The sequence below is a fragment of the Aquibacillus rhizosphaerae genome (genome assembly GCF_030282825.1).
Lineage (GTDB): Bacteria > Bacillota > Bacilli > Bacillales > Amphibacillaceae > Aquibacillus_C > Aquibacillus_C rhizosphaerae.
Window position 1 is genome coordinate 103,808 of sequence record NZ_JASTZU010000048.1, and the last position, 23,571, is coordinate 127,378.

The 23,571-nt window shown below is 33.9% G+C and carries 29 protein-coding genes, 1 tRNA gene and 1 riboswitch; of the genes, 17 read left to right on the forward strand and 13 right to left on the reverse strand.

Annotation, left to right across the window (positions count from 1 at the left end):
* Positions 1-112: 112 nt before the first annotated feature.
* The 8 genes from QQS35_RS15510 (at position 113) to QQS35_RS15545 (ending at position 5,251) form a co-directional block, all read left to right on the forward strand.
* Complete coding sequence (locus QQS35_RS15510) at positions 113-490, forward strand: GntR family transcriptional regulator (RefSeq protein ID WP_285933127.1); 378 nt, start codon at positions 113-115, stop codon at positions 488-490.
* Positions 480-1,346, forward strand: coding sequence for an ABC transporter ATP-binding protein (locus tag QQS35_RS15515; protein ID WP_285933128.1), 867 nt, complete (start codon positions 480-482; stop codon positions 1,344-1,346). Before QQS35_RS15510 ends, QQS35_RS15515 begins: the two co-directional genes overlap by 11 nt.
* Positions 1,343-2,056, forward strand: a complete 714-nt coding sequence (locus QQS35_RS15520; protein WP_285933129.1) for a hypothetical protein — start codon at positions 1,343-1,345, stop codon at positions 2,054-2,056. Before QQS35_RS15515 ends, QQS35_RS15520 begins: the two co-directional genes overlap by 4 nt.
* Positions 2,057-2,429: 373 nt before the next feature.
* On the forward strand, positions 2,430-2,627 hold the full coding sequence (locus tag QQS35_RS15525) for a PLDc N-terminal domain-containing protein (protein WP_285933130.1): 198 nt from the start codon (positions 2,430-2,432) through the stop codon (positions 2,625-2,627).
* Between the two features lies 1 nt (position 2,628).
* The gene (locus QQS35_RS15530; protein ID WP_285933131.1) at positions 2,629-3,537 is read left to right on the forward strand and encodes an ABC transporter ATP-binding protein; all 909 of its coding nucleotides are present in this window, start codon (positions 2,629-2,631) and stop codon (positions 3,535-3,537) included.
* Positions 3,537-4,313 carry an ABC transporter permease gene (locus tag QQS35_RS15535; protein WP_285933132.1) on the forward strand — a complete coding sequence of 259 codons (777 nt, stop codon included), beginning with the start codon at positions 3,537-3,539 and terminating at the stop codon, positions 4,311-4,313. Before QQS35_RS15530 ends, QQS35_RS15535 begins: the two co-directional genes overlap by 1 nt.
* A 120-nt stretch (positions 4,314-4,433) precedes the next feature.
* Positions 4,434-4,506, forward strand: a tRNA-Ala gene (locus QQS35_RS15540).
* Positions 4,507-4,750: 244 nt separating this feature from the next.
* A complete protein-coding gene (locus QQS35_RS15545) occupies positions 4,751-5,251 on the forward strand; it encodes a hypothetical protein (protein ID WP_285933133.1) in 501 nt (166 codons plus the stop codon).
* A 135-nt stretch (positions 5,252-5,386) separates the two neighbouring features.
* On the opposite strand, the gene QQS35_RS15550 is transcribed toward QQS35_RS15545, so the two are convergent.
* Positions 5,387-6,067, reverse strand: coding sequence for a ribonuclease E domain-containing protein (locus tag QQS35_RS15550; RefSeq protein WP_285933134.1), 681 nt, complete (start codon positions 6,065-6,067; stop codon positions 5,387-5,389).
* A gap of 218 nt (positions 6,068-6,285) precedes the next feature.
* Positions 6,286-6,383, forward strand: a riboswitch (cyclic di-GMP riboswitch).
* A gap of 147 nt (positions 6,384-6,530) precedes the next feature.
* On the opposite strand from QQS35_RS15550, the gene QQS35_RS15555 reads away from it, so the two are divergent.
* Complete coding sequence (locus QQS35_RS15555; protein WP_407933971.1) at positions 6,531-8,279, forward strand: methyl-accepting chemotaxis protein; 1,749 nt, start codon at positions 6,531-6,533, stop codon at positions 8,277-8,279.
* Positions 8,280-8,546: 267 nt separating this feature from the next.
* Here QQS35_RS15555 and QQS35_RS15560 read toward each other — a convergent pair whose 3' ends face one another.
* The 4 genes from QQS35_RS15560 to QQS35_RS15575 form a co-directional block, all read right to left on the reverse strand.
* Positions 8,547-9,488: an HD-GYP domain-containing protein gene (locus QQS35_RS15560; protein WP_285933136.1), complete on the reverse strand. Its 942-nt coding sequence runs from the start codon at positions 9,486-9,488 to the stop codon at positions 8,547-8,549.
* 183 nt (positions 9,489-9,671) lie between these two features.
* Positions 9,672-10,094: a universal stress protein gene (locus QQS35_RS15565; protein WP_285933137.1), complete on the reverse strand. Its 423-nt coding sequence runs from the start codon at positions 10,092-10,094 to the stop codon at positions 9,672-9,674.
* Between the two features lie 43 nt (positions 10,095-10,137).
* The gene (locus QQS35_RS15570; RefSeq protein ID WP_285933138.1) at positions 10,138-11,586 is read right to left on the reverse strand and encodes a SulP family inorganic anion transporter; all 1,449 of its coding nucleotides are present in this window, start codon (positions 11,584-11,586) and stop codon (positions 10,138-10,140) included.
* A 276-nt stretch (positions 11,587-11,862) separates the two neighbouring features.
* Positions 11,863-12,108: a DUF1450 domain-containing protein gene (locus tag QQS35_RS15575; protein WP_285933169.1), complete on the reverse strand. Its 246-nt coding sequence runs from the start codon at positions 12,106-12,108 to the stop codon at positions 11,863-11,865.
* Between the two features lie 172 nt (positions 12,109-12,280).
* On the opposite strand from QQS35_RS15575, the gene QQS35_RS15580 reads away from it, so the two are divergent.
* Positions 12,281-12,934, forward strand: a complete 654-nt coding sequence (locus QQS35_RS15580; RefSeq protein ID WP_285933170.1) for a helix-turn-helix transcriptional regulator — start codon at positions 12,281-12,283, stop codon at positions 12,932-12,934.
* Between the two features lie 405 nt (positions 12,935-13,339).
* Positions 13,340-13,852: a hypothetical protein gene (locus tag QQS35_RS15585; RefSeq protein ID WP_285933139.1), complete on the forward strand. Its 513-nt coding sequence runs from the start codon at positions 13,340-13,342 to the stop codon at positions 13,850-13,852.
* A 322-nt stretch (positions 13,853-14,174) separates the two neighbouring features.
* Here the strand turns inward: QQS35_RS15585 and QQS35_RS15590 are convergent, their stop codons facing one another.
* The 3 genes from QQS35_RS15590 to QQS35_RS15600 form a co-directional block, all read right to left on the reverse strand.
* Positions 14,175-14,300: a YfhE family protein gene (locus tag QQS35_RS15590; protein WP_285933140.1), complete on the reverse strand. Its 126-nt coding sequence runs from the start codon at positions 14,298-14,300 to the stop codon at positions 14,175-14,177.
* Between the two features lie 94 nt (positions 14,301-14,394).
* The gene (locus QQS35_RS15595; protein WP_285933141.1) at positions 14,395-14,955 is read right to left on the reverse strand and encodes a GNAT family N-acetyltransferase; all 561 of its coding nucleotides are present in this window, start codon (positions 14,953-14,955) and stop codon (positions 14,395-14,397) included.
* A gap of 395 nt (positions 14,956-15,350) precedes the next feature.
* Positions 15,351-16,247, reverse strand: coding sequence for a TIGR01777 family oxidoreductase (locus QQS35_RS15600; protein ID WP_285933142.1), 897 nt, complete (start codon positions 16,245-16,247; stop codon positions 15,351-15,353).
* Between the two features lie 133 nt (positions 16,248-16,380).
* Here QQS35_RS15600 and recX point away from each other — a divergent pair, with 133 nt between their 5' ends.
* Positions 16,381-17,199, forward strand: coding sequence for a recombination regulator RecX (gene recX / locus QQS35_RS15605; protein WP_285933143.1), 819 nt, complete (start codon positions 16,381-16,383; stop codon positions 17,197-17,199).
* A gap of 135 nt (positions 17,200-17,334) precedes the next feature.
* On the opposite strand, the gene QQS35_RS15610 is transcribed toward recX, so the two are convergent.
* The gene (locus QQS35_RS15610) at positions 17,335-18,126 is read right to left on the reverse strand and encodes an HAD family hydrolase (protein WP_285933144.1); all 792 of its coding nucleotides are present in this window, start codon (positions 18,124-18,126) and stop codon (positions 17,335-17,337) included.
* A 143-nt stretch (positions 18,127-18,269) separates the two neighbouring features.
* On the opposite strand from QQS35_RS15610, the gene QQS35_RS15615 reads away from it, so the two are divergent.
* Complete coding sequence (locus tag QQS35_RS15615) at positions 18,270-18,602, forward strand: YfhH family protein (protein ID WP_285933145.1); 333 nt, start codon at positions 18,270-18,272, stop codon at positions 18,600-18,602.
* Positions 18,603-18,638: 36 nt separating this feature from the next.
* Here the strand turns inward: QQS35_RS15615 and QQS35_RS15620 are convergent, their stop codons facing one another.
* Positions 18,639-18,794 (reverse strand): YpzG family protein, encoded by a 156-nt coding sequence (locus tag QQS35_RS15620; protein ID WP_285933146.1) that lies wholly within the window; start codon positions 18,792-18,794, stop codon positions 18,639-18,641.
* A 21-nt stretch (positions 18,795-18,815) separates the two neighbouring features.
* The gene (gene sspK, locus QQS35_RS15625) at positions 18,816-18,962 is read right to left on the reverse strand and encodes a small, acid-soluble spore protein K (RefSeq protein ID WP_285933147.1); all 147 of its coding nucleotides are present in this window, start codon (positions 18,960-18,962) and stop codon (positions 18,816-18,818) included.
* A gap of 173 nt (positions 18,963-19,135) precedes the next feature.
* On the opposite strand from sspK, the gene QQS35_RS15630 reads away from it, so the two are divergent.
* Complete coding sequence (locus QQS35_RS15630; protein WP_285933148.1) at positions 19,136-19,405, forward strand: YfhJ family protein; 270 nt, start codon at positions 19,136-19,138, stop codon at positions 19,403-19,405.
* Positions 19,406-19,443: 38 nt separating this feature from the next.
* Here the strand turns inward: QQS35_RS15630 and QQS35_RS15635 are convergent, their stop codons facing one another.
* The gene (locus QQS35_RS15635) at positions 19,444-20,430 is read right to left on the reverse strand and encodes a metal-dependent hydrolase (protein WP_285933149.1); all 987 of its coding nucleotides are present in this window, start codon (positions 20,428-20,430) and stop codon (positions 19,444-19,446) included.
* A 169-nt stretch (positions 20,431-20,599) separates the two neighbouring features.
* Between QQS35_RS15635 and mutY the strand changes: the two genes are divergently transcribed.
* Positions 20,600-21,688, forward strand: coding sequence for an A/G-specific adenine glycosylase (mutY, locus tag QQS35_RS15640; RefSeq protein WP_285933150.1), 1,089 nt, complete (start codon positions 20,600-20,602; stop codon positions 21,686-21,688).
* Positions 21,689-22,259: 571 nt separating this feature from the next.
* On the opposite strand, the gene QQS35_RS15645 is transcribed toward mutY, so the two are convergent.
* The gene (locus QQS35_RS15645) at positions 22,260-22,451 is read right to left on the reverse strand and encodes a hypothetical protein (RefSeq protein WP_285933151.1); all 192 of its coding nucleotides are present in this window, start codon (positions 22,449-22,451) and stop codon (positions 22,260-22,262) included.
* 158 nt (positions 22,452-22,609) lie between these two features.
* Here QQS35_RS15645 and QQS35_RS15650 point away from each other — a divergent pair, with 158 nt between their 5' ends.
* Both QQS35_RS15650 and ntdP read left to right on the forward strand, forming a co-directional pair.
* Positions 22,610-22,792: a gamma-type small acid-soluble spore protein gene (locus QQS35_RS15650; RefSeq protein ID WP_285933152.1), complete on the forward strand. Its 183-nt coding sequence runs from the start codon at positions 22,610-22,612 to the stop codon at positions 22,790-22,792.
* A 219-nt stretch (positions 22,793-23,011) separates the two neighbouring features.
* Complete coding sequence (gene ntdP / locus QQS35_RS15655; protein ID WP_285933153.1) at positions 23,012-23,539, forward strand: nucleoside tri-diphosphate phosphatase; 528 nt, start codon at positions 23,012-23,014, stop codon at positions 23,537-23,539.
* The last annotated feature ends 32 nt before the right edge of the window (positions 23,540-23,571 follow it).

The window sequence follows — 23,571 nt, forward strand, 5'->3', positions numbered from 1 at the left end:
AACTTATCACACGTTCTTTTTTGTATTATCTAAAAATATATATTGACTTGAAATTCACTTGGTTATATAGTTAGTTACATAAGTAATTAACCAATGAAGTTAGGTGGTAAAGATGAACAGTTCATTAGATGACAGTAAACCGATTTTTCAACAAATCAAAGAACAAATAGAAGATATGATTATTAATCACTCTATTCTTGAAGGTGAACGCGTTCCATCAACGAATGAGTTTGCTAACTATTACAAAATAAATCCAGCGACTGCCGCAAAGGGTATTAACCAACTTGTTGACGAAGGTGTTATTTATAAAAAAAGAGGTGTTGGTATGTTTGTGTCAGAAAAAGCGAAAACAATTTTATATCAGAAAAGAAAGGATGCTTTTTATTTCAATTATATAATTCCACTTAAAACAGAGGCGAAAAAACTTAATTTAACGAAGGAAGAGTTAAATGAAATGTTAATGAAGGAGGAGAAATCTGATGATAATTGAAGCAAATAACCTCACGAAAACATATAAGAATAAAATAGCTTTGAATGACATTAGTTTTTCATTGGAAGAACCAAAGATATACGGATTATTAGGAAGAAATGGCGCTGGCAAAACGACGTTTATGCAGGTATTAGCTGGCTTATTATTGCCAACTAATGGCAGTGTTTTAGTAAATGGTCAGACACCTTTTGATAATCAAAAAATAACAGAGTCGATTTGTCTAATTAAAGAAGGAGACAACTTCAAAAAAGATTTAAAAGTTAAAAATGTACTGACGATTGCTTCCATGTTTTATCCTACATGGGATAATCAATTGGCTTTTCAATTAATAGATGAATTTTCACTCGATTTAAATGTTAAGGTAAAAACCTTATCTAAGGGAATGGAGTCTGCTTTAGGAATCATTGTTGGACTCGCAAGCAAAGCGCCAATTACGATGTTTGATGAACCATATATTGGTTTAGATGCATCTGCACGAAACAGGTTTTATGAGGTATTGGTGGAACAATATCAAGAGCACAAACGAACAATCATTTTTTCTACCCATTTAATTGATGAGGTCAGTCTACTTTTTGAAGAAGTACTGATTTTTGAAGGTGGAAAATTAATTGTTAAAGATGATACGGATGAATTAAGGGAAAGTTGTTTTTCAGTTTCTGGACCTGTGGCTAAAGTGGAAGCCTATATCGCTAACAAAAAGGTAGTAAACAAACAGGAGTTTGCAGGTATGTTAACGGCAACCGTATTAAATGCAAACAAACAAGCGGCACGTGAACAAGGATTTGACGTAGAAGGTGTACCAATTCAAAAGCTAATGATCTATCTTACTTCTAAACAAGGAGGAGGAGTAAAGTGAAACGACAAGTAAAAGCGATGTTATATTTCTTTGCTACAGATTCACGATATTCATTTTTCATATTTTGGACGATAATGAGCCTAGTTATTGTTGTTTCTTTAATTGCCACTTATTATTTACAAAATGTTGAAAATGGAAAATTTTATTTAGCTGTTTCAGGAGCGATCTATATCTATTGTGCTATTTTAGGTTTCTTGACGGTTCGGGAAAGTTTATCATTTTCGCTAAAAATGGGAGGGACGAGAAAAAACTATTTTGTTGCAACGGGAGTCTATTTCCTTGTAGTATCATTCATTATGGCTTTTCTTGAAACAATTGTTCATGCCATTATTATGGCTTTTACTAAATGGTTAAACCTAAGTAATTTTACACTTCTCCACCCGGCAATGATTTTAGGTGAAGATAGCTCTATTATTTATCGTTTTGTCATCGATGTCTTCATTATCTTTTTGTTAATAAGTTGCCTTTATTTTATTGGGCTAGTTTTTCATAAATATGATTTAATTGGCGGTTATATAATGATTGGTTTGTTGGCATTAACGATGATTATTACAGTAGCTACTGGTGATTTATTTGACTTGATTAGAAATTTAGCTCTTAACCCAAGTGTGAACCATTATCTTATTGCTTTTGTAATTGGGATTATAATATATCTAGCCTCCTGGTTATTACTATACAATGTACCTGCAAAATCAGCGCGTGCTTCATAGATTGAATCGGCTTTACTTTTTTATAAAAGTGAAGCCTTTTTTATGTGCGCTTTATAGATTTCTATTGCTACTAAATCAATTTCATAAAACAAATTTTGTCGTCACCTCCAACAATATTGTCATAGATGACTGAATAAGGTGATTATGAAATTGACTCAACTAATTAAGGATTTCAAAAACATATTATTGTTATATACAAAGTATAACAGATTTGTTATAGTATATGTATAATGAACTGTTATAGTAGTTGTAGAACAAAAGTGATGGTTGAAGAAGGTTTGATAATTATCATAGAAAACAAATCATAAAGAAATCATTAAATTTTTTCTACATTCATACACAAGTAGGCCATTCTAAATATGGAGGTGAAGAAATGGAGCTTTTAGGTATTGATTTAGCAATTATTGCACCACTTCTTATTATTGAGGCAATTTTAGCAATTGTTGCTATTATTGCTTGGTTCAAAACGGATGAAACAAACGGCCCAAAATGGTTATGGCTACTATTAATTATCTTTATTAGTATCATAGGTCCAATATTATTTTTTATCATTGGGAGGAGGCAAAACTAGGATGTCGGTCATTAAAGTAAATGAGCTTACAAAGACTTTTGACAAGAAAGATGTAGTCAAAGCGTTAAATTTTGAATTGAATCCAGGTAAGTGTGTTGCATTACTTGGACCAAATGGAGCAGGGAAAACAACAACATTGCGAATGTTATCAGGCCTATTAAACCCTTCAAGAGGATCTGTCACCTTTGAAGGAATGAAAGAAAATGGTGACATTAGAGAGCATATTGGCTATTTACCACAGTATCCAGTATTTCATAATTGGATGTCAGGCAAGGAATTTTTAATTTATGTGGGTCAACTAGCTAATTTACCAAAAAAGCAAGCCTCTGACCAAGCGAATTCGTTATTAAAACGTGTAGGGATTGCAGATGCGGGTAATCGTCGAATTGGAAAATACTCAGGTGGGATGAAACAACGTCTTGGAATTGCTCAGGCAATGATTCATAAACCAAACTTAATCATATTAGATGAACCAGTTTCATCACTAGATCCAATTGGCCGAAGAGAAGTTTTGAATTTGATGGAAGAGTTAAAGGAACAAACAACTATTCTATTCTCTACACATATTTTAAGTGATGCGGAAGAGGTCAGTGACGATTTGCTGCTCATGCACCAAGGAGAAATTGTAGAGTCGGGTTCAATAGAATCCTTGCGTACGAAGCATCAAACTGCAAAAATAAATTTGACGTTCGGTGATAGCAATGATAATTATTTGAGTAGCCTAAAATCTATTCCTTCTGTGAATGAAAGCTTGATAGAGCGTAATGAGATTCAACTGCTTGTGGATGACATCGATCAAGCTAGAAAAGATATATTATTAAAGGTAAGTCAAGAAAACTTGCCACTTACGAAATTTGAGATAAGTCGAACGTCTCTCGAAGACTTGTTTATGAAAGTGGTGAAAAACTAATGCAATGGAAAACAATATTCGTTAAAGAAATGCTGGAAGATTGGCGAAATTTTAAATGGATTTGGGTACCACTTGTGTTTATTCTAATTGCTATTATGGATCCCCTTACAACATATTATATGCCAAAAATTTTAGATGCTGTTGGTGGTCTTCCTGATGGAACGGTCTTTGAAATACCAGATGTTTCACCGGTTGCTGCAATGATGATGAGTCTAAGTGAAATGAGTATGTTTGGCGTGGTTGTCATTGTTGCGATTACGATGGGGGTAATAGCAGGGGAAAGAAGAAGTGGAGTGGCAGAACTTGTCCTAGTAAAACCTGTTAGTTATCTTACTTATATTACGAGTAAATGGGCAGAAAAACTTGTATTAGTGTGGATCTCATTTATCATTGGTATGTTTGCAAGCTGGTATTATGTGAACTTATTATTTGGAGAGATATCCTTTAGTGCGTTTTTACAAGTACTATTCTTTTATGGGTTGTGGCTCAGTTTGGTAGTAACCATTACTATCTTTTTTAATACATTATTTAAGGTTCCTGGTTTAGTGCTGTTTGTCACAATTGCAACAATTATTATGATGAGTATTATTAATCAAGTATTTTCACATGTACTTATCTGGTTTCCTAATAATATGAGTTCACATATTGGAGGCATGCTTGACGGTAATCATGTCTCTGGTGATCTATGGGGAACAGCATTTGTTACTATAGAGGTAATTATATTATTAATAATTGCTTCTTTGTTTAGTTTTCGCGGTAAAGAAATGGCTAACTAATCAAAAAACATCGGGATCTATTTTTAGAATGTGATCCCGATGTTTATTTTTAAATAATATTGTCTAAATAATATTATTAAATTATAATATTCAAGTTAACAAGTTATTAGAAATATACTCGGGGCATTAGCTCAGCTGGGAGAGCGCTTGCGTGGCACGCAAGAGGTCAGCGGTTCGATCCCGCTATGCTCCATATATAAGTAGAAGTAGACTCTACCATATTGTTTCATATTGATTCTTACCTAATTGGTTAGTAACGACGAACACTTAATATCCATACTGGTTATATTAATTTATTTTCTGTCCAAATAAACTGTAGTAAAAATTACATTCTAACGTAGTACTATTGAAGGCTATACAATAATAGTTAGTTTCTAAGTTAACTATTATTTTTTTGGCAGTATTAAAAATTTAATAAAAGAATGAGGATCAATTCAATGAAAAAGAATGTTGCTTGGTTAATGGTATTTTTATTTTTTACTAGTTTAGTATTGGCAGGATGTGGTGAGGAAGCTGTTAGTGGCAAAATTAATGAGGAACTAAAGGTTGAAGAAACTTCCCTCACAGTAAAAGGATTTGAAATTTATGATCGCTTAGTATTGGTGGAAAATGGCGAGGAAATGGATTTAACCTTTGAAGATGGACATAAAGCTATCACCGTAGACATATCAATGAATATAGGAGATGCTGAAGTAGATCATACTAATTTTCTTATTGAAAGTGAAACATCTGAAGACATAACTCCATATGAGGCTTTATCTTCGGATGTGGTGTACCGCGAAGATCAAAATATAATAGATTTTAATAATTCTTCTAAGGGAAATATTCAAGGGAATATAGTATTTTCTTTTAGTGAAGAAGAAATTAATAACAACATAAATACCTTAGTAGTAGAATTAGAGGGCGCAGTATTTAAAGTTCCGTTAAAATTAAATTAGTTACTGTGAATTACTGGTTTTTATATGTACAGTTCCATAGCTGTAAATAATGATATGGTTTTAAAATAGTTCGATTCAGCTATTGTGCTCTATCTAAAAAAGTCTCCTGTTAATCTAGGAGACTTTTTATTATATTTAGTCTAATTCGGTTGTCTTAATATCATCAATAACCCAGGAATCATTATTTTTAGTTAATGTGTACTCGACTTTTACATGCCCCATTAATTCATTTTTCCGTTCCTGCACTACCGTTGCTGTCTCATCATCAGGTTTACTGAGGGCAAACGGTTCTTCTTCCTGTAGAAATATTGGCGCATCCATTGGTACTATATACAATCCATCCTGTTTTTCTTGGAAATACGTGTCTGTCATAGATTGTGCTAAATCCTCCGACATAAAGTCTTTAAAGTGTTCAACAAGATCTTGTTTTGTTCCAAATTCCAGTAACATTTGATTATCAGTTGTGTTGTTAATTATTTTGTTAAAAGCTTCCTTATAATCAGTTAGTACAACTTCAGCTCTTTCTTTATCAAACAAGTTTGTGTTTTGCTCGTCTGAATGATTAGAATTTAGATTCGGTTGTTCTTCTGATGTATTATCGGTATTTTCATGTCGATTGCTATTACCATCTTCTTTCTCGTTGCTAGTATTTTCAGTAGATTCATTATTTTCTTCTTGATTATTTTGTAGTTCATCTTGCTGTTCTTCAGTTTGATTATTGTTAGTTTCTACTTCATCTTCACTTTCTGACATCCCACAACTAGATAAGACAATAGTGCCCAATAGCAACAAAGAAATAAAAAGTATTTTTTTCATAATAAAAACCCCCAATATGTGCTTTGTTATAATTCATTTCCCGATTTTGGCTGTAGATATGCATAGGGTGGTCATAGGATTAGCAAAGAGTTTTCAAACAGATAACTTCGTAATTGATGATAAGTAACTTTACATATTCTGATATGTTATTGAAAGATTTTTCCTTTTAGTGTATTATAAAAAAATGGTAAAAAAGATACATAAAATTTCATAAATTATGGTTGAAAAGGCAAACTATTTGAAAAAGTAGGACGCAAAGCTCAGGGTCTAAGGTTGGATGTTGCATCCATTATGCTATGACTGCCTAGCTACCAAACTGAGTTTAATGAACTATTAATCTTGTTGGCTATCCTATATTATGGATAGCCGTTTTTAATTGATGTCAAAACTTAGCAGGAGATGATTCATAATAAAAGTAATGCAAGGGTTAGTAATATAGATAAAGATATGAGGGGGAGTTAGTGTGTTGAAAAAGTTGAAATTAAAAAAACTGAAAAATCTTAATATTAACGACTTGAAAATGAACAATCTTAGTATCGGTAAGAAATACGGTGTTACATTACTAATTGTGTTTATTTTATTTGGTATATCTACTGCAGTAGTTTCTAAACTTATTGTTGATGTTGGACATGGTATTGAAAATATGGAAAACGGTGGAGATAATGCAGTTAAGGTAACCGAGATGGGCTCTTTACTTCAATCGAAAGGTAACAAAGTATTTAGTTTTTCAAAAGATCGACTATCCAGATTAGTTGGTGAATATGAAGAAGACGAAGCTAAGTTTGATCAATTAGTAACAGAAGTGGAAGAAGATATGAATACAGAAGAGTTAAAGTCTCTTTTTGAACAAATAGTGGAAATAGATAATCAATTAAATGAGTTATTTTTACAAGATATGGTAGAAGCGGATGACAAAGGTGATTTGGGCGATTTAGCTGTCGGGGCTTTGAAGGCCAATAAGGCCCAAACTGAGGCAGTAGCATTATTAAATGAACTGCGTACACTAGTTTTACAACAGCGAACAGCTTCTATAAACGAAGCAGAAGAGAATCAAAAGTTCACCCTTGTCATTTTGCTTGTCTCTATGGTTATATCGATTATCATAGGTGGATTGCTAGTATATCTTATTAGTAGGAAAGTCTCTAAAAACTTAAAGGAAGTAGTTCTAGTAAGTAATCAAATAGCTGTTGGTAACCTTGCAGTTAATAAAATTAATTATGATTCAAAGGATGAAATTGGACAAATTGCCTTTGCGATGAACAAGATGACTGAAAGTCTTCGTTCAATGATTCAAAATATATCGGCTATATCAGACACGGTAAGTAGTCAAAGCGAAGAGTTAACACAATCTGCAAATGAAGTTAAATTAGGATCAGATCAAGTAGCGTCTACAATGCAAGAGTTAGCATCTGGTGCAGAATCTCAAGCAAACAGTGCGGGAGAGCTTTCAGAAATAATGGGAACTTTTGCTGATGATGTAAGTGATGCTAATGATAATGGCGAGCAAGTATATCATTCATCCAATCAGGTTCTTGGTATGACAAAACAAGGTAGTCAACTTATGGAGACCTCGATTAGTCAGATGAACAAAGTTGATCAAATTGTGAAAACTGCAGTTGAAAAGGTACAGGGATTAGATACTAAATCACAGGAAATTTCTAAGTTGGTAAGTGTAATTAAGGATATCGCTGATCAGACAAATCTTTTGGCGTTGAATGCTGCAATTGAAGCTGCTCGAGCTGGAGAACATGGTAAAGGATTTGCAGTAGTAGCCGATGAAGTTCGTAAGCTTGCCGAACAGGTTTCTTTATCAGTGACTGACATTACAACGATTGTTGGGAATATAAAAAGTGAATCAAGTTTAGTTACTGAGTCACTGAAAGATGGTTATAAAGAAGTGGAAGAAGGTACTTCTCAAATTCAGTCAACAGGTGAGACTTTCGCAGAAATAAATAGTTCTGTAAAAGATATGGCAGATAAGATTCAAACGATAACTGGTAAACTATCAACGATTACATCTAGTAGTCAAGAAATGAATGCTTCTATTCAAGAAATAGCATCTATTTCCGAAGAATCAGCTGCTGGAGTAGAAGAGACGTCAGCAGCATCAGAACAGACAAGCCGTTCTATGCAAGAAGTCGCAGATAACTCTAGTGAGTTGTCTAAATTAGCTGAAGACTTAAATGAACTAATAAAAAGATTCAAGCTTTAAGATTTCAGGTATGATGCAAAACAAACGAACCCTTGCTTACAGCAAGGGTTTTTTAATTTTCTACCTATTGGAATATTTTAACATGCAACAGTTCTTACTTATGACAAGGATTTGTTGTGATTAAACATAAACATTTTCTAACGTAATTTGAACGTATAACTTGAAAGAAGAATCAAAGGATAATTATAAGATAAAACTGTGATATGTATTTCCTTAAATAAGACAAGAACTACCCTACCCATTTACTAATATGCGAAGGAGTTAAAATCAACTTATCGTTTTAGATTTATTAAATGATTCTCGATTATTATGAATAAAAGAAAGGAACACATCTACGATATTCGGGTCGAATTGTTTGCCTTTGTTGTTTTTTAATTCTTCAATTACTCTGCTAAATTCACGTTCATCCCGATATACTCTTCGTGATGTCATAGCATCAAAAGCGTCAGCAACTGCCATTATTCTAGCAACTAGTGGTATTTCGTTTCCTTTTAGCTTATGAGGATATCCGTTGCCATCATAACGTTCATGGTGATACAAAACCATATCTAGTATGCCATTATCTTTGAATGTTTCTATATGTTTTAAAGTTTCATATCCGATTTGTGGATGTTGTTTTATTACATTAAACTCATCTTTCGTTAGTTTTGCTGGCTTGTTTAAAATTATCTCGGGTATTACAATTTTACCAATATCGTGTAATAGGCCACCGATATAAATTGTTTCTTGTGTTTTTTTACGTAAATTTAATTCTTTTGCAATAATTTGTGAATAGGATGCTACATTTTCCGAATGTGTTGCGGTATAGGGATCTCTTGAATCTAATAGTTTAGCAAGGGTTGTAGTTAATTGAATATTTGAATTTTGTTGGCTCACATAATTAGATACAAGTGTTGAGGTAGCAATACCAATCATGAAATAGGTAAACCATAATAAGAAGAAAGACTCAAAAAATGGTAGGCTTTCGGGAATGACGATAAGTCGCGTAGTAGTAACTAATCCACTTTGGAGTAAGAGGATCCATTTATTGTTATAAATCAATCCCAAGAGTAACATGACTATTGTATAAATAATTAATAAGCTTCTTTCATAATAAAGAATGCTATCCAAATATATAGAAAGAGCCATACAAGCATATAGTAACCAACGATACTTCATTATGAATTTTAATATAGGACTTGATTCTATTTGCGCGTGATAGATATTCATGGCGTAATTCCTCCAGAGTATAATTAAAGATTTTACCATATATGCTAAAAATGTAAAATTATGTTGACTTTTAATTAATTATGTATCATTTACATGTAAAAAAGAGGTTCGAAGTCATAACTGTCTTCGAACCTCTTTACATATGATTTGTTGTACACCATAGTGGTGGCTGGTGTTGCATGTTTATTTAACGACTAAAACCGGTGCTTTAGCATATTTAACGACCTTGTGACTTACACTGCCTAAAACCATTGTTTGTAATTGATTTTTACCACGACTTCCTACAATTACGCAATCATAATTGTGATCATTTGCATACTCAATAATGGTAGGGGCTGGTTCACCGTGTAGTACAATACTTTTTGTTGCTATTCCTTCTGCTTTCAAATAGTCTTCTGTGTCCTTCATTAGCTCTTTACGTTTTAAGCTTGCAACATCGGAATCTCCATACTTTAACACATCAGCTTTTGATACTTGACCCCCGACAACATACAATAAATCAATCGTTACCTGTTCTTTATAATTTGAAACCATTTCAACAGTCTTTTCAAGTGACCGTTTAGAGTGTTCAGAGCCATCTGTTGCTACTAACAATTGTTTAAACATTTAGATACTCTCCTTATTAATGTTAATTTGTTCATGTGATGTTCTAATGTCCTGATCCTAAGCCACCAATTTTGTCGAACAATTCAGAGCTTTCTCTATTTAAACCTTTATATTGAACTTTAGTTCCATTTTGTTCGAATTTTGCTTTTACTTTATCTAACGCCCCAACTGCGGAGTCATCCCACAGATGAGAGTGGGTTAGGTCAATAGTTACTTCTTTAAGATCTTCCTTAAATTCAAAGTGTGTAATAAATTCAGTTACAGAAGCAAAAAACAATTGCCCATATACAAAATAGACACGGCTTTGGTCATCGCCAGATGTTGCAGAAAAGACTTCTATCTTGGATATTTTAGCTGCAAAAATGATTGCACTCAAGACGACTCCTGTTAACACACCGTATGCTAAGTTATGTGTAAAAAGGACTGTACCAACTGTAACAACCATTACTGCGGTATCGGTAAGAGGTATTTTAGTTATGTGTTTAATAGAACTCCAATCAAATGTTCCAATCGAAACCATTATCATAACACCAGCAAGTGCAGCCATTGGTATTTGTACGACAACATCTCCGAGTACAATGATAAGGAACATTAGAAAAACACCAGCAACTAATGACGACAACCGACCGCTACCACCTGATTTGACATTAATAACAGATTGTCCAATCATAGCGCAGCCTGCCATTCCACCAAAAAAACCAGTTATTATGTTTGCGATTCCTTGACCACGACTTTCTTTGTTTTTATTACTTTCCGTGTTTGTTGCATCATCAACAATAGAAGCAGTTAATAGGGATTCTAATAAGCCAACGATTGTTAATGCTAGCGCATAAGGAAAAATAATTGTTAACGTTTCGAAATTCAATGGAATATTAGGAAGTAAAAAGGTTGGAAGCGTACGTGTTAGCTCTCCCATATCTCCAACTGTTCGTACTCCCGCATTCATTGAAATTGCAATAGCAGTTACTGCAATAATTGCTATTAGAGTCGATGGGACAATTTTAGTTAACAAAGGTAAAAGGTAAATAATAGCTAAAGTTAATGCTACTAATGTATACATAATCCATGTTTCATCAACGAAATGGTCTAATTGAGAGGTAAAGATTAAAATCGCTAATGCATTTACAAAGCCTACCATCACTGAGCGTGGGATAAACTTCATGAATCTGGCCAAATTACAAAGTCCAAAAATCACTTGAAGTATACCAGTTAAAATAGTGGTAGCGAGTAGGTATTCTAGCCCGTAATCCGCTACGAGGGTTATCATTAGTAATGCCATTGCACCAGTTGCAGCGGAAATCATTCCAGGCCTACCGCCAACAAAAGCAATTACCACGGAAATAGAAAATGACGCATATAGCCCTACCATCGGATCAACTCCGGCTATAATAGAAAAAGCAATAGCTTCTGGTATTAATGCCAAGGCTACGACCATACCCGCTAGAACATCCCCCTTGATATTACCAAACCATTGTTGTCTCATTGATTCCATATTTTTAAATCATCCTCTCTTTTTCTTTAAGCTATTTTCTAAAAGTTTTTTGTTTCATAACAAATAAACTGTAAAGTCTTTTATCTCTTACAAGATGAATGAAAATACGCCGCTGCGTAAAAATAGGTAAGAATACTAAGGGGAAACTTTATGTCAAGTTCGACTACATGTTTATGAAAAACAGCCTTTCCTTATTAGAACGTAGACTATATAAATAACTTCCCTTAAACTTTAGCTCATATGCCATGAATTTATAAAAATATTGAAATCTGCTATTTACATATATATAGCTAACTCTTCTTCTATTGCACTTTTAATTTTCACTAAGCATTGCTCTGGGTCCTTAGCATGAATTCTTCTACCATTCACCATTGCATAGGGCTTTAATCGACACAAACCACAGAAGCTCAAACAGTCATTAACGAGAACAGCGACTTCGGGGTATTCTGTTTCGATGATTTCTTCTATGTTAATTGTATTCATCAAGTTACTATCGCAAATTTCTACTACAACTATTCCGATTTGAATCACCCTCATCTATATATAGTTTCACCGTATTTTCTTGAAAAAAGGAACTGTTCATAAGCTATCGTTATGACACAACTTTGTCAACATTTAAGTACAAAAACGCAAAGTTTGTTATTTACTTCACAAACTTTATCAATTAAAATATAAGGGAGGGTAGGTGTTGAATATGGTACAACAAATGTCAACTCGACAAGCGATTCTTGAATTGTTGAAAAAGCATAAAGATTTATCTGTTAGTGGGTTGAAAAAAAACTTGGATATCACAGAAATGGCTGTTAGAAAACATCTAGTAAAGCTTGAAGGTGAACATTTAATCACATCTCGCACTGTAAGACAACCGATGGGTCGCCCTGTGATATTTTATTCGTTAACTGACGCAGGTGTAAATTTATTTCCTAATAATTATGATGGCATTGCAGTAGAGTTTTTATGCGACATCGAAGAGACGATGGGACCTGAAGCAATTGATCAACTCTTTGAGAATAGGGAAAAGCGTATGCGAAAAAAGTATGCAAGGCGAATTTTCCAAGAAGACGATTTAAAGGAAAAGGTAAAAGAGCTAGTACAGGTGCAAAACGAGAGTGGATACATGACAGAGTATGACGAAGAAGATGAAGTTATAGCATTTTCTCAGTATAATTGTCCAATAGTTGCGATTGCTAACAAATATAGCAAACCGTGTGAGTGTGAACTATCGCTATTTAAAGATGTTCTTGGAACAGATAATGTTGAGCGTGTTGCATGCATAGCAAAAGGAGAAACTAGCTGCAAATACGTCGTAAAAGCACAAACAGAAAAAAAGGAAGAAAGCCACTCGTAGAATTACCCCATCTAAACATTGGAAACCATTTGAAAGCACTTGTAACAGATACAGGTGCTTATTTTGTCTTCGCTCTTTCTTCACTCTTTCACTAGCGGATGTCTTTATCACTTTAATGACGATATACCGCGTAAATGCTCTGTTGATTTCCGCTCATTACAGTCGCTTGCTGGGGCTGACGATTTAGCTTATTTGGAACTAAACATCGTCCAGTTGGAATCTCCGAAGGATAACCATTCGGTTAAAAAGAGGGGAGTAAAACCAAGCAATCAAAATTTTAGTCGGTTTATATTCAATAACTTGCCTTTAAATTATCCTGGTTTATATTTAGGCTTTTTTATAGGTTTCACATTGCCTAGCACTACTTCATATCTTACTTATAGATACGAAGTAGGAGGAATGACTATGCAGTTGCCAGCAATTGATGTTGGTTTGATGAAAGAACATCTTACCGCACATGAGGGTATTATCTATGATATAAGTAATGATTATTCCAAAGTTAGACATACTTTTCTAAAAGCATTGATAGAAAAACAAATTATTGTTATGACAGATCATGTTAGAGTGATGTTGAAATTATTAGAACCGGAACGAGAGAATTGGGTATCATTAGCTACTTCTAATCCCAATATTTCTATTGAATCACTACAGAACAGTGCTGCAAACCAAGATGAAAAGCCAATTGTAGCTGGATTAATGACCACTTCCATGTTAATGGCTAATGATAATTATAACTCAGCTTTAAGAATGAGTAACGAAAATGTGAAACACGTTCATTACATTATGGCTATGCAGCAAGCTTCATTTCAGAATTACTATACAATTTTCATGGAACAAATGGGGTGGAGTATTACTCCCAAGGCAAACTTAGAAGATCAGAAACAGGTAATACAACACTTTAGGCATCTTATAAAATAATTATGGATTAACATACAAAAAGGCAGCACAATATTGCAGCCTTTTTGTTACGATTGTCAACCTCTACCGAAAAGGGGAGGAATCGGGTTGAACAAAAAAGAGAAGTAAACAATCACTTACACACAGTTTTATCCACAACAGAAAGCTTTTATACACAATAACCAATATAGATATCCACATCATCCACAAATCCATTGTTAGTTATCCACACATTTTTACCCACAATAGAAAACTAGAGGATTCAATAGGTTTTAAAGGTTATCCACACTGTGCACAACTATGTGGATAAGTTTTATTCACAGAGAGGTTGACAAATAACTGACTAAAGTTGATTTTTGGTACGATTATACATTCGGTTAGCTGTTTTAAATTCTTTTTGATACAGCACTTCTTGTGTTTTAGATAAACCATTTTTCCTAGATTTATCCATCTTTGTTTTACTTTTCATCATGTATCCCTCACTTAATAGTATTCCGTTGCTATTTAAAACAGTTTCGTTTTAAATGTAGCGGTTAATACTATAATTTCCCATTGGCGAAGGTTTATACTACAGCCTCATCTTCATTAAGATTAGCTGTAAGTTCAAGATGAATCATATATTGCTCTCTCGTTATAACAAATAATTCATAAATAGGAGATTCCATTGATTTTTCATTGATACTTTCAAATACTTCAGGATATAACACATTTCCTAATGAAACAAATGGTAATTTTAAAATTGCTTTTAAAGATCTAGTATTCGTTTTTCTAATTTTTATGAAAATCGCTTCAATATCCTGATAGAAGAATAATTCGGTGAAAAATGCATCTTTAGCCACCTTGTTGTACCCTTTACCAAAGTAAGGCTCGCCAATCCATGTTGCAAGAAATCCTTTTTTATTTTGGATATCAAAGAGATTAATTGTTCCAATTGGGTGGTTATAATCATCTGTAATTGTTCGAGAAATTAGTTCTCCATTTTCCTCTGCTTCAATGGTTTGTTTTGTTAAAAAATAAAATTCATCAGAAGAATATGCCTTGTGTCTTACATAAGGAAAAACTTCTGGATGTTTTATTAATTCATATAGTTCTGGCGCGTCATGTAATTCTCGTTTTTTAAGCATAAAAATACCCTCCATTTTTAGGGAGGGTGAAAAAACACTATGGGAAGAATAGTGTGGTTGATTCACCCTCGAATTTTTATCAAAATACCAACAAAAATTCGGGGTGGGAATCGAACCCACTAGGACCAGCTTAATACTGGTGGCGCACCATTTGCCTTCCCTCTATTTCAACAATTGCTACCTGTGTTTGTAGACTTTGATAGTTGATGTTAGTTGAAACGAATAGTTTTAAAAATTGTTCTTATTGAATGATTACCCATGACTATATTACACAAAATTAAACAAAATGGAAACACAATTTTTATAAATTTTTACGACATTTTTTGTAAATTTTTTTATCACTAACTACTGACTAAAATTATATGCTAAAAGGCTGTAATTTAGGTAGTGTTTTGTTAGAAAATATCACGCAAAGCCGTATCGATTTTGGTAAACTGAAAAGTGTAATTATTGGACAAAGCTTTTTGTGGTTTTACATATTGTCCTTTTAATACTAATATACTCATTTCTCCTAATAATGTTCGAATTGCAAAAGAGGGTACAGGTAACCAATAAGGGCGGTGAAGTACTTGTGCTAGGTGTTTACTAAACTCAATGTTTCTTACCGGACTTGGGGCAGTTACATTAATAGGTCCTTTTATGTTTTTATTATTTATTGCGTGAATGATAATTCCGACAACATCATGAATGTGAACCCAAGACATCCATTGCTCACCAGAACTTACTTTCCCCCCAACAAACAGTTTAAACGGCATTGCCATTAAAGGAAGTGCTCCATCTTTGCCTAGAACAATTCCAAGTCGTGCAAAAACAGTTCGAACACCAAATTCATTAGCATGTTTTGCAGTATCTTCCCAAACATTTGCTACCTCTGCTAAAAAATCGTTGCCACTCACAGTGGTTTGTTCTGTGAAAGATTCTGTTTCTGAAGTACCATAAAAACCTACAGCAGAGGCGTTAATTAATACCTCGGGTTTCTGATCCATGCTATCAATTAAATTCAACACGTTCTTTGTTGCACGGATTCTACTATTTATGATTCGCTCCTTTTTCGTTTTTGTCCAATATCCAAATAAGGAGTCGCCAGCTAGGTTAATAATTGCATCAAGTTTTGGTAATGATTTTTCAGGCTGATAAACTTCACTTAACCAACCAATGTAATAAACGCAATCAGTTTCTGTATGTTTGTCTGGAGAACGAGTTAGAATGAATACTTTGTGTCCTTGTTTAACCAATGCATTCGTTAATTGCTGTCCAACAAATCCAGTACCGCCTGTTATTGCAATTTTCATTTTCAACCTCCTCGTAAACAATCGTATTTACTATGTACAATACGTTTATTAAACGAAAAATACAAGGCAAAAAGATATAAATACCAAACGTATGATCTGTTATGATAGACTAAATCAAAGGAGTTGCTTAATAATGCCAAAGATAACTCGAATAACTACACAGAAAAACAATAAAAATCGTTATAATATTTTTTTGAATGATGGTTCTAGTGAAAAGTATGGCTTTAGTGTAAGTGAAGATATTTTAGTTGAATATTATTTAAGAAAGGGTCTTGAACTTGATTATTCTACGATAGATATGTTACAAACGCAGGATTCAGTACATAAAGCATATTCGATGGCTTTAACCTATTTGGGTTATCAAATGCGTTCTAAGCAAGAAGTTGCTAACCATTTAGAAAAAAAAGAAGTAGATGAGGAACAGATACCGGAAATAGTGAATCGGTTAGTTAGAGAAGGGTTATTAGATGACCGAGCTTTTGCTGAAGCCTTAGTACGTACAAGAATGTTAACTACAAGTAAAGGTCCTATATTAATAAAAAAAGAATTACAAGATAAAGGTGTATCATTGACCATTGCACAGGAAGCATTGGTACATTACCCGTATGAAGCACAAATAGCTAAAGCAAATAAATGGGTAGAAAAAAAGTTGAATTCTAGTAATAGAAAATCGTTTAATCAACAAATTCAAATTATACAACAAACACTCATGCAAAAAGGATTTCCACAAGAAGTAATAAAAGGTGCGCTTGTTGATATTAAGGAAGCTGAAGACAAAGATGCCGAATGGAATGCTGTAGTATTTCAAGGAGAAAAACTACAAAGAAAGTATGAAAAAAAGTTTGAAGGTTTTGAGTTGAAGCAAAAGATCAAGCAAGGATTATATCGAAAAGGATTTAAATTTGATTATATTGATCGTTTTTTGGAGGAATTTGAAAACGAAAATGCTTGATTTTGATGGTACTAAATAAGAAAGTTATGCAATCTAAGACAATGGAACTCTCGTGCCTGAAGCATGAAAACCCCACCAAGGGTAAGCTCATGAGGAAAGCTATATTGCACTATCCTCATGAAACAAATGTTTTTATTAATACAATCCTTGATTTTTCAAATCGGTAATAGCTTCATGGACATGATTGACAACCTTAGATGCTTTCCTTTGAACATCTGGATGCGCAGAAGCCATTGCATAACTAAGTGGAGTCATTTCAAGCATCGGAATATCGTTAAAGGAATCACCAATAACTGCAATTTCAACAGGATTGATTTCAAGAATTTTAATAAGATGTGAAAGTCCTAGTGCTTTACTTATTCCTTTGGGGACAATATCAACACAATGATTATCTGATAAGTATGCTTCAACTTCTGATTCGAATTGTTTCATAAGTAAATCTTTTTGTTTAGAGATTTCATCAGTTTCGCCTAGAATCATAAATTTTGCTGGATGAATCGAACTGCCATACTGGTCTGAAAAATTAACGCCTTCCTTTAATGGAAAATATAATAAGTGTTCTAATTGTTGTATGATCCCAGTTTTTTCGGATACAAAGATATCGTCTGCCGTTGATACACAATAGAGTGGAATTGAATTGGAAATAGCATTGTGGATTCTTTTACTAAGTTCACCAGTGAAAGTTTGCGAGTAAATTAATTGACCTTCTTTATCATGTACAAATCCACCATTTTGACTAACTCGATGGCTCTTTTGCTTAATCAATTTTACAATTTCAGTGATATCACGATTCATGCGGCCGGTTGCAATAGTGAATTCAATTTTATTTTCAACTAGAGAGTTTATTGCATTAATGTCTTTTTCATCTATATGATTGCCATGGCCAAGAAGTGTGCCATCTAAATCAGTAGCAAATAATTTTAACATGTAATTTCTCCTCTTTACATAATTATATCTAAAATTATACACGTAGTAAGAAGATAGATTCAAAATCAATGTTCAATTGTTTTGTAATTTGTAAACAATTGATAAAATAGAACTATTGAATTGGAATGTCGAGGTGTTAAACAATGGAAAAAAGATATAGTGAATATACAGTAGAAGAATTAAGAGATGAAGTAGCAACCCTAAAAGAAAAAGCGCAAAAGGCTGAACAGATGGGAAATGTTAGTGAATATGCAATATATGAAAGAAAAATTCAAATGGCGCTTGCGTATATGTTAAATCCTGCAGATTTTAAGCCAAGAGAAACATATGAATTAGCTGGTGATCCTGGACAATCATTTGTCATTACGTATATTAATGGTGTATTTGCTTGGGGACACCGTATAAATTTACTTGGTCAAAAGTACGACCAGGAAGAGGCTATACCAATATCTGTTTTAGGGAAAAAAATAGAATAGAATACAGCCCTCTAAAAAGAGAGCTGTATATCTATATTACCCTCGCTTGTTTGTTTGAACTTCGGTAATGATTTCATTCTGACTCTTTTTTGTTTCACCATTTACCTGGTGGCCCGTGTGTTTTCGACTAGCACGGGGGTTTTGGAATGGGTCTTGATAAAGATTAGCATAGAATGGTTTGTGTTTAGACATGCTGTATTCCTCCTAAAGGATTTATCGCTTAGAAGACTTTTGCATTCGCTCTTGTGGTTGCGTATTGATAGAGCCGTCTGCACGTTTAGAACTATATTCAGCTCTAGCTCGGGGCAATCCGTCCATATGCGGTCTATCAACTGGAAAACCATATTTTTTGTTACGCATTCATCAAACCTCCAAGGTAAACTAGGCATTCACAAAGCATGTGATGCACTACTTAATTTGCGCGATTTTTAGCAGTTTATGTGGTACAATGACTTATCAAAGTATGGAAATGCAGTAAATGTAATAATTCAATCTTTTTAGTGAAAATTAATACCAGTGGGGTGAGATAGCTAATGGAAGAAATCTTTGAACGGCTAGCTGATCGACTATATGATAAAAATAAAACCTTAACAATAGATGAAGCAAGAACATGGGTGGAATTGTTGTGGGAAGATTTTGAAACAACCCGAGCTAAGGCGGGAAGAAAATATAAAGGGAAAGAAATGACAGAACAAATTGTTATTAGATGGATTGATCACTATGGTCCCAAATTGCACGACTTCATCGATAATAACCCTAAATACAAGAAAATGTTTGATCAAGAAAATCAACAATTGCATTAAAAGAAAAAGGCTGTGCGTCTTACGCACAGCCTTCATCATTACATTAGGGACGGATTATCAAGTAGTTTACTTTGTAATTTCTGTTCTGAAAAAATCCAGCCTGTATAAGAATTCATAATCGATAAATTATCATCAATTTGTACAACGGCAACGAAAGGATAGTAATCTTTTGATCGGTATCTCAGGTCAATGAACCTTACTTCTGTAAAATCATCGTACATGTTGATTTCCCAACTATACACAGGGGAAAAAGAAAGAAAAGCAGAGATGTTCTTATCTTCCTTCGCTTTTTTGATGATTTTATTATCAGGTAAGGGAACCTTTTCGAATTCATCAATTATTTCAATATGACCATCTACTGCTTTACCGACATAAAGGTTATCTTCGGTGGTAATTGCTAAACGCCAAACATTTTGTTTTAGTGTTGGAGAGGTTGCTATCTGCTCAGTATTTGGATAGTAATTGTGAATTTTTTTAACCAATTCTCGTTTGTCTAGATATCGTTTTATATAATAGAGAGCGATGACGAAATAGATAACAAGCCAAGTGTAACCGGGTACTGCTCCTAAAGTCCAAGCAACTATTCCAATGATGTGTAAAGAAAAAATATAAGGGTCAAATGTATTAATGAATCCATATGCGACCCACCTGCGAGTAAATGGCCTATATGCCTGTGTTCCGTATGCATTAAATACATCTACAAACACATGGAGAATTACAGCTAAAGATGTCCATAGCCATAGATGTAAAAAGCTTACTTCTGGTAAAAAGGCATAAATGATACTAGCTATGGCAATGCCCCAAAATATTACAGCGGGCATAGAATGTGTAATTCCACGGTGATGTCGTAAGTAGACAGCATTATTTTTTAATTTTAATATTGTATCAAAATCGGGCGCATGTGAACCTACTATTGTACCGATTATAATTGCATTAAATAATTCGGAATCGTTTTGTACCACAGGATCAAGGGTGGCAATACCCCCAAGAGCAACCCCCATGACAATATGGGTTCCTGTATCCATCTAGATAGGTCCTCCTTTGTGCTATCAAAATTGATTTCTCCGGTTGAAGATAGCTCCATGATAAATACCGAAGTTAAAATTTATTGTTTATTTCATTTAATAGTATAACCAAAGCACATACCATTAAAATGCTCAAGATTAATTATTGTAACATGAAGGGTGAAGCATTGTGAAAAACAACGAAATAAAGGGTTTACTAAAAAACTTTCATATAGATTTATTTCAAGATAATTTAATTAACTGGTTTGAGTCTGAAAAAAGAGACTTACCATGGCGGATTAATCAAGATCCTTATAAAATTTGGGTCTCAGAAATCATGTTACAACAAACGAAAGTGGATACTGTCATTCCTTATTTCGAACGGTTTATAGAAAAGTTTCCAACCTTAAGCGATCTAGCAAATGCTGACGAGCAAGAAGTTTTAAAAGCTTGGGAAGGCTTAGGTTACTATTCCCGAGCTCGTAACCTTCAAAACGCAGTTCGTGAAGTTGTTTCTTTCTATAATAGTAAAGTGCCAGAAAATCCAAAGGAGCTTGGGTCTTTAAAAGGTGTTGGTCCATATACGAAAGGTGCAATACTAAGTATTGCCTATGATAAGCCAGAACCAGCGGTAGATGGAAATGTTATGCGTGTGCTATCAAGAGTATTAGTAGTTGATGCTGATATTGCAAAACAAAGCACGAGAAAATTATTTGAACAAGCTATTTATGAAATGATTTCACCTGAAAATCCGTCCGCTTTTAATCAAGGTCTAATGGAGTTGGGAGCGCTAATTTGTACACCGAAATCACCATCTTGTTTGCTATGTCCAGTACAAGAGCATTGTAGGGCTTTTAAAGAAGGTATTCAAGAAGAGCTACCTATAAAGCTAAAAGCAAAAAAACAAAAGAAAATTAATTATTGTGCATTAGTAATTAAAAATTCAAACGATGAATTTCTAATAGAACAACGTCCAGGTGAAGGATTGCTTGCAAATATGTGGCAATTTCCAATGGTGCCTCTAGCTGACGTTGATCCAGAATATATCGAGAGCTACGTAGAACAAACATACGGTGTACCTGTGGAAATAGGGAAGCAATTGAATCCAATAAAACATGTGTTTTCTCATATTATATGGGATGTTCAAGTATATGAGGCGACGGTTATAAATAATCCTAATAATGTTAAGCGTACGGTTTTTGTCAATTATGATCAACTGAAAGATTATCCTTTCCCTGTTTCACACCAAAAAATACGAGCTCAGATAGCTTTTGACTAAAATGTAAGCCTGGATCCAAGCGGTATTAGAAAATGGCTCGTTACGTTAGTATCTTTTCTTTATAATCATTGTAGTTGATTGAAAGTCTGCACTTAGTATCCTTAATTTTTGTGAACTTCTCTTCCGTTGCGATCAGCCTTGAGTGGTAATATTCCGTTCCGACAGAATACTCCGCTTTCCGCGGGCACGGCTTCAGCTAACTCAGAAGAAAAGCGCTTCTGAGTTAGCTGAAGCTCGTGGGACTGCGATTACTCGCCCCACCCTAAAACATTCGCTGTGCCAGTGGGGTAAGGAAAGGAACTTGAATCCACATCGCACGTTGAAAATCGTTATTTATTTTTGAGGAGTTTCCGTATTCTCTATCCACTAAATGTGATAATAAATTACACATTAGTGATTTAAATGTTCTTATAGTTTTTTTCTTTTAAATCTAGATTGTTAACCTTCATGAAATGTAGGATTGAATTCTATGAACAACACTATTTTAACGCAGGAAATCATCATAGCAGTTAGTGCAGACTTTATATTAGGTCTGTATCAAGGTTCTATTACTTATTATTGTTTTACTAAACTAATGATCCATCTTGTTTAAGCCGCCCCTGTTTGTTATTTCTTGATTTATTTCTCTTAAAATGGTTGTTCCCTCTTGATTTAAATAAGGAACAATCTGTGTAAGGGAATTATGAAAATGGGTTAATTCCTCACTTTTCCAATCATCTTTTCCCATCATTAGAAGTTCTGTCATATCTCTAACATTGTACATATGTCTTCTATCTCCTTTAGATTTGTTATTTTACTATCGTTATTTTAGAACTTTTAAGCCAAGATTATGCAACACATTGCTTTTTGAAAAATTATTTATTTTTTTTGGATAACATCGAGTCACTTTGGATAAATTAAAGTTTGCGGAGGTGATAAGAGATGGCAAAAAAGCAAAAGCAACAACAACCAAACGAAACAGTTGCGGGTACTAACGTACAAAAAGTACAGCAACAAAACCAACAAGCTTCTCAAGGCCAAGGTCAATTTGGTACTGAATTTGCTTCTGAGACTGACGCACAAGAAGTTAGAAAACAAAACCAAAAGTCTCAACAAAAGAAGTAAATTAGATTCAACCCCCGAATAAGAAACGAAGAGGAGCTCTCCTATGACGTGGGGAGCTCCTTTCTTTTCTAATATTGTTCCCTCTTAAAAATCCCTTCTGAATCTTCGTGTACACTCTACTGGAAGATGTTTGAAACAGTCTATTGTTTCCAATTATTGAATTTAGAAGTTATAATATGAAGTAATAATCTGTAATCATAGATAAGAAAGGAAGATACGATGGCTGGTCCAAAACCAGGTTCATCCATACAAATACATAGTTACAAACATAATGGTCAACTCCATCGTGTCTGGCAGAGTAGTATGATTTTAAAAGGGACAAGCACTTCTGCTATTATTGCTAATGACAAGACGTTGGTTACTGAAAGTGATGGACGCACATGGATTACTAGAGAACCTGCCATATGTTATTTTCATTCTAATTATTGGTTTAATGTCATAGGCATGTTACGTAATGATGGTATTTATTATTACTGTAATATAAGTTCCCCGTTCGTTTATGAAAATAATATAATAAAGTATATTGATTATGATTTAGACATAAAAGTGTTTCCGGATATGACTTATACATTGTTAGATGAAGATGAATATGAATTGCATAGCAAGATCATGAACTATCCAAAAGGATTGGATCGAATTCTCCAAAATAATATTAATTACTTGGTCCATTGGATAAGACAAAGAAAGGGTCCTTTTTCACCTGAATTTGTTGACCAATGGTATGAACGTTTTTTAACTTATCGTTAATTTATATTTTTTTGATTAATGATCCTTGTCTC

Coding starts and splice junctions, on each gene's coding strand:
- QQS35_RS15645 (WP_285933151.1), bottom strand. CDS start 22,451: ATGTACAATGTTAGAGATATGACAGAACTTCTAATGATGGGAAAAGAT.
- ntdP (WP_285933153.1), top strand. CDS start 23,012: ATGGCTGGTCCAAAACCAGGTTCATCCATACAAATACATAGTTACAAA.
- QQS35_RS15550 (WP_285933134.1), bottom strand. CDS start 6,067: ATGAAAAAAATACTTTTTATTTCTTTGTTGCTATTGGGCACTATTGTC.
- QQS35_RS15620 (WP_285933146.1), bottom strand. CDS start 18,794: ATGTCTAAACACAAACCATTCTATGCTAATCTTTATCAAGACCCATTC.
- QQS35_RS15595 (WP_285933141.1), bottom strand. CDS start 14,955: ATGCTTAAAAAACGAGAATTACATGACGCGCCAGAACTATATGAATTA.
- QQS35_RS15590 (WP_285933140.1), bottom strand. CDS start 14,300: ATGAAAAGTAAAACAAAGATGGATAAATCTAGGAAAAATGGTTTATCT.
- QQS35_RS15515 (WP_285933128.1), top strand. CDS start 480: ATGATAATTGAAGCAAATAACCTCACGAAAACATATAAGAATAAAATA.
- QQS35_RS15530 (WP_285933131.1), top strand. CDS start 2,629: ATGTCGGTCATTAAAGTAAATGAGCTTACAAAGACTTTTGACAAGAAA.
- sspK (WP_285933147.1), bottom strand. CDS start 18,962: ATGCGTAACAAAAAATATGGTTTTCCAGTTGATAGACCGCATATGGAC.
- QQS35_RS15650 (WP_285933152.1), top strand. CDS start 22,610: ATGGCAAAAAAGCAAAAGCAACAACAACCAAACGAAACAGTTGCGGGT.
- QQS35_RS15525 (WP_285933130.1), top strand. CDS start 2,430: ATGGAGCTTTTAGGTATTGATTTAGCAATTATTGCACCACTTCTTATT.
- QQS35_RS15565 (WP_285933137.1), bottom strand. CDS start 10,094: ATGTTTAAACAATTGTTAGTAGCAACAGATGGCTCTGAACACTCTAAA.
- QQS35_RS15635 (WP_285933149.1), bottom strand. CDS start 20,430: ATGGATACAGGAACCCATATTGTCATGGGGGTTGCTCTTGGGGGTATT.
- QQS35_RS15585 (WP_285933139.1), top strand. CDS start 13,340: ATGCAGTTGCCAGCAATTGATGTTGGTTTGATGAAAGAACATCTTACC.
- QQS35_RS15630 (WP_285933148.1), top strand. CDS start 19,136: ATGGAAGAAATCTTTGAACGGCTAGCTGATCGACTATATGATAAAAAT.
- QQS35_RS15600 (WP_285933142.1), bottom strand. CDS start 16,247: ATGAAAATTGCAATAACAGGCGGTACTGGATTTGTTGGACAGCAATTA.
- QQS35_RS15560 (WP_285933136.1), bottom strand. CDS start 9,488: ATGAATATCTATCACGCGCAAATAGAATCAAGTCCTATATTAAAATTC.
- recX (WP_285933143.1), top strand. CDS start 16,381: ATGCCAAAGATAACTCGAATAACTACACAGAAAAACAATAAAAATCGT.
- QQS35_RS15545 (WP_285933133.1), top strand. CDS start 4,751: ATGAAAAAGAATGTTGCTTGGTTAATGGTATTTTTATTTTTTACTAGT.
- QQS35_RS15615 (WP_285933145.1), top strand. CDS start 18,270: ATGGAAAAAAGATATAGTGAATATACAGTAGAAGAATTAAGAGATGAA.
- QQS35_RS15610 (WP_285933144.1), bottom strand. CDS start 18,126: ATGTTAAAATTATTTGCTACTGATTTAGATGGCACACTTCTTGGCCAT.
- QQS35_RS15535 (WP_285933132.1), top strand. CDS start 3,537: ATGCAATGGAAAACAATATTCGTTAAAGAAATGCTGGAAGATTGGCGA.
- QQS35_RS15580 (WP_285933170.1), top strand. CDS start 12,281: ATGGTACAACAAATGTCAACTCGACAAGCGATTCTTGAATTGTTGAAA.
- QQS35_RS15510 (WP_285933127.1), top strand. CDS start 113: ATGAACAGTTCATTAGATGACAGTAAACCGATTTTTCAACAAATCAAA.
- QQS35_RS15570 (WP_285933138.1), bottom strand. CDS start 11,586: ATGGAATCAATGAGACAACAATGGTTTGGTAATATCAAGGGGGATGTT.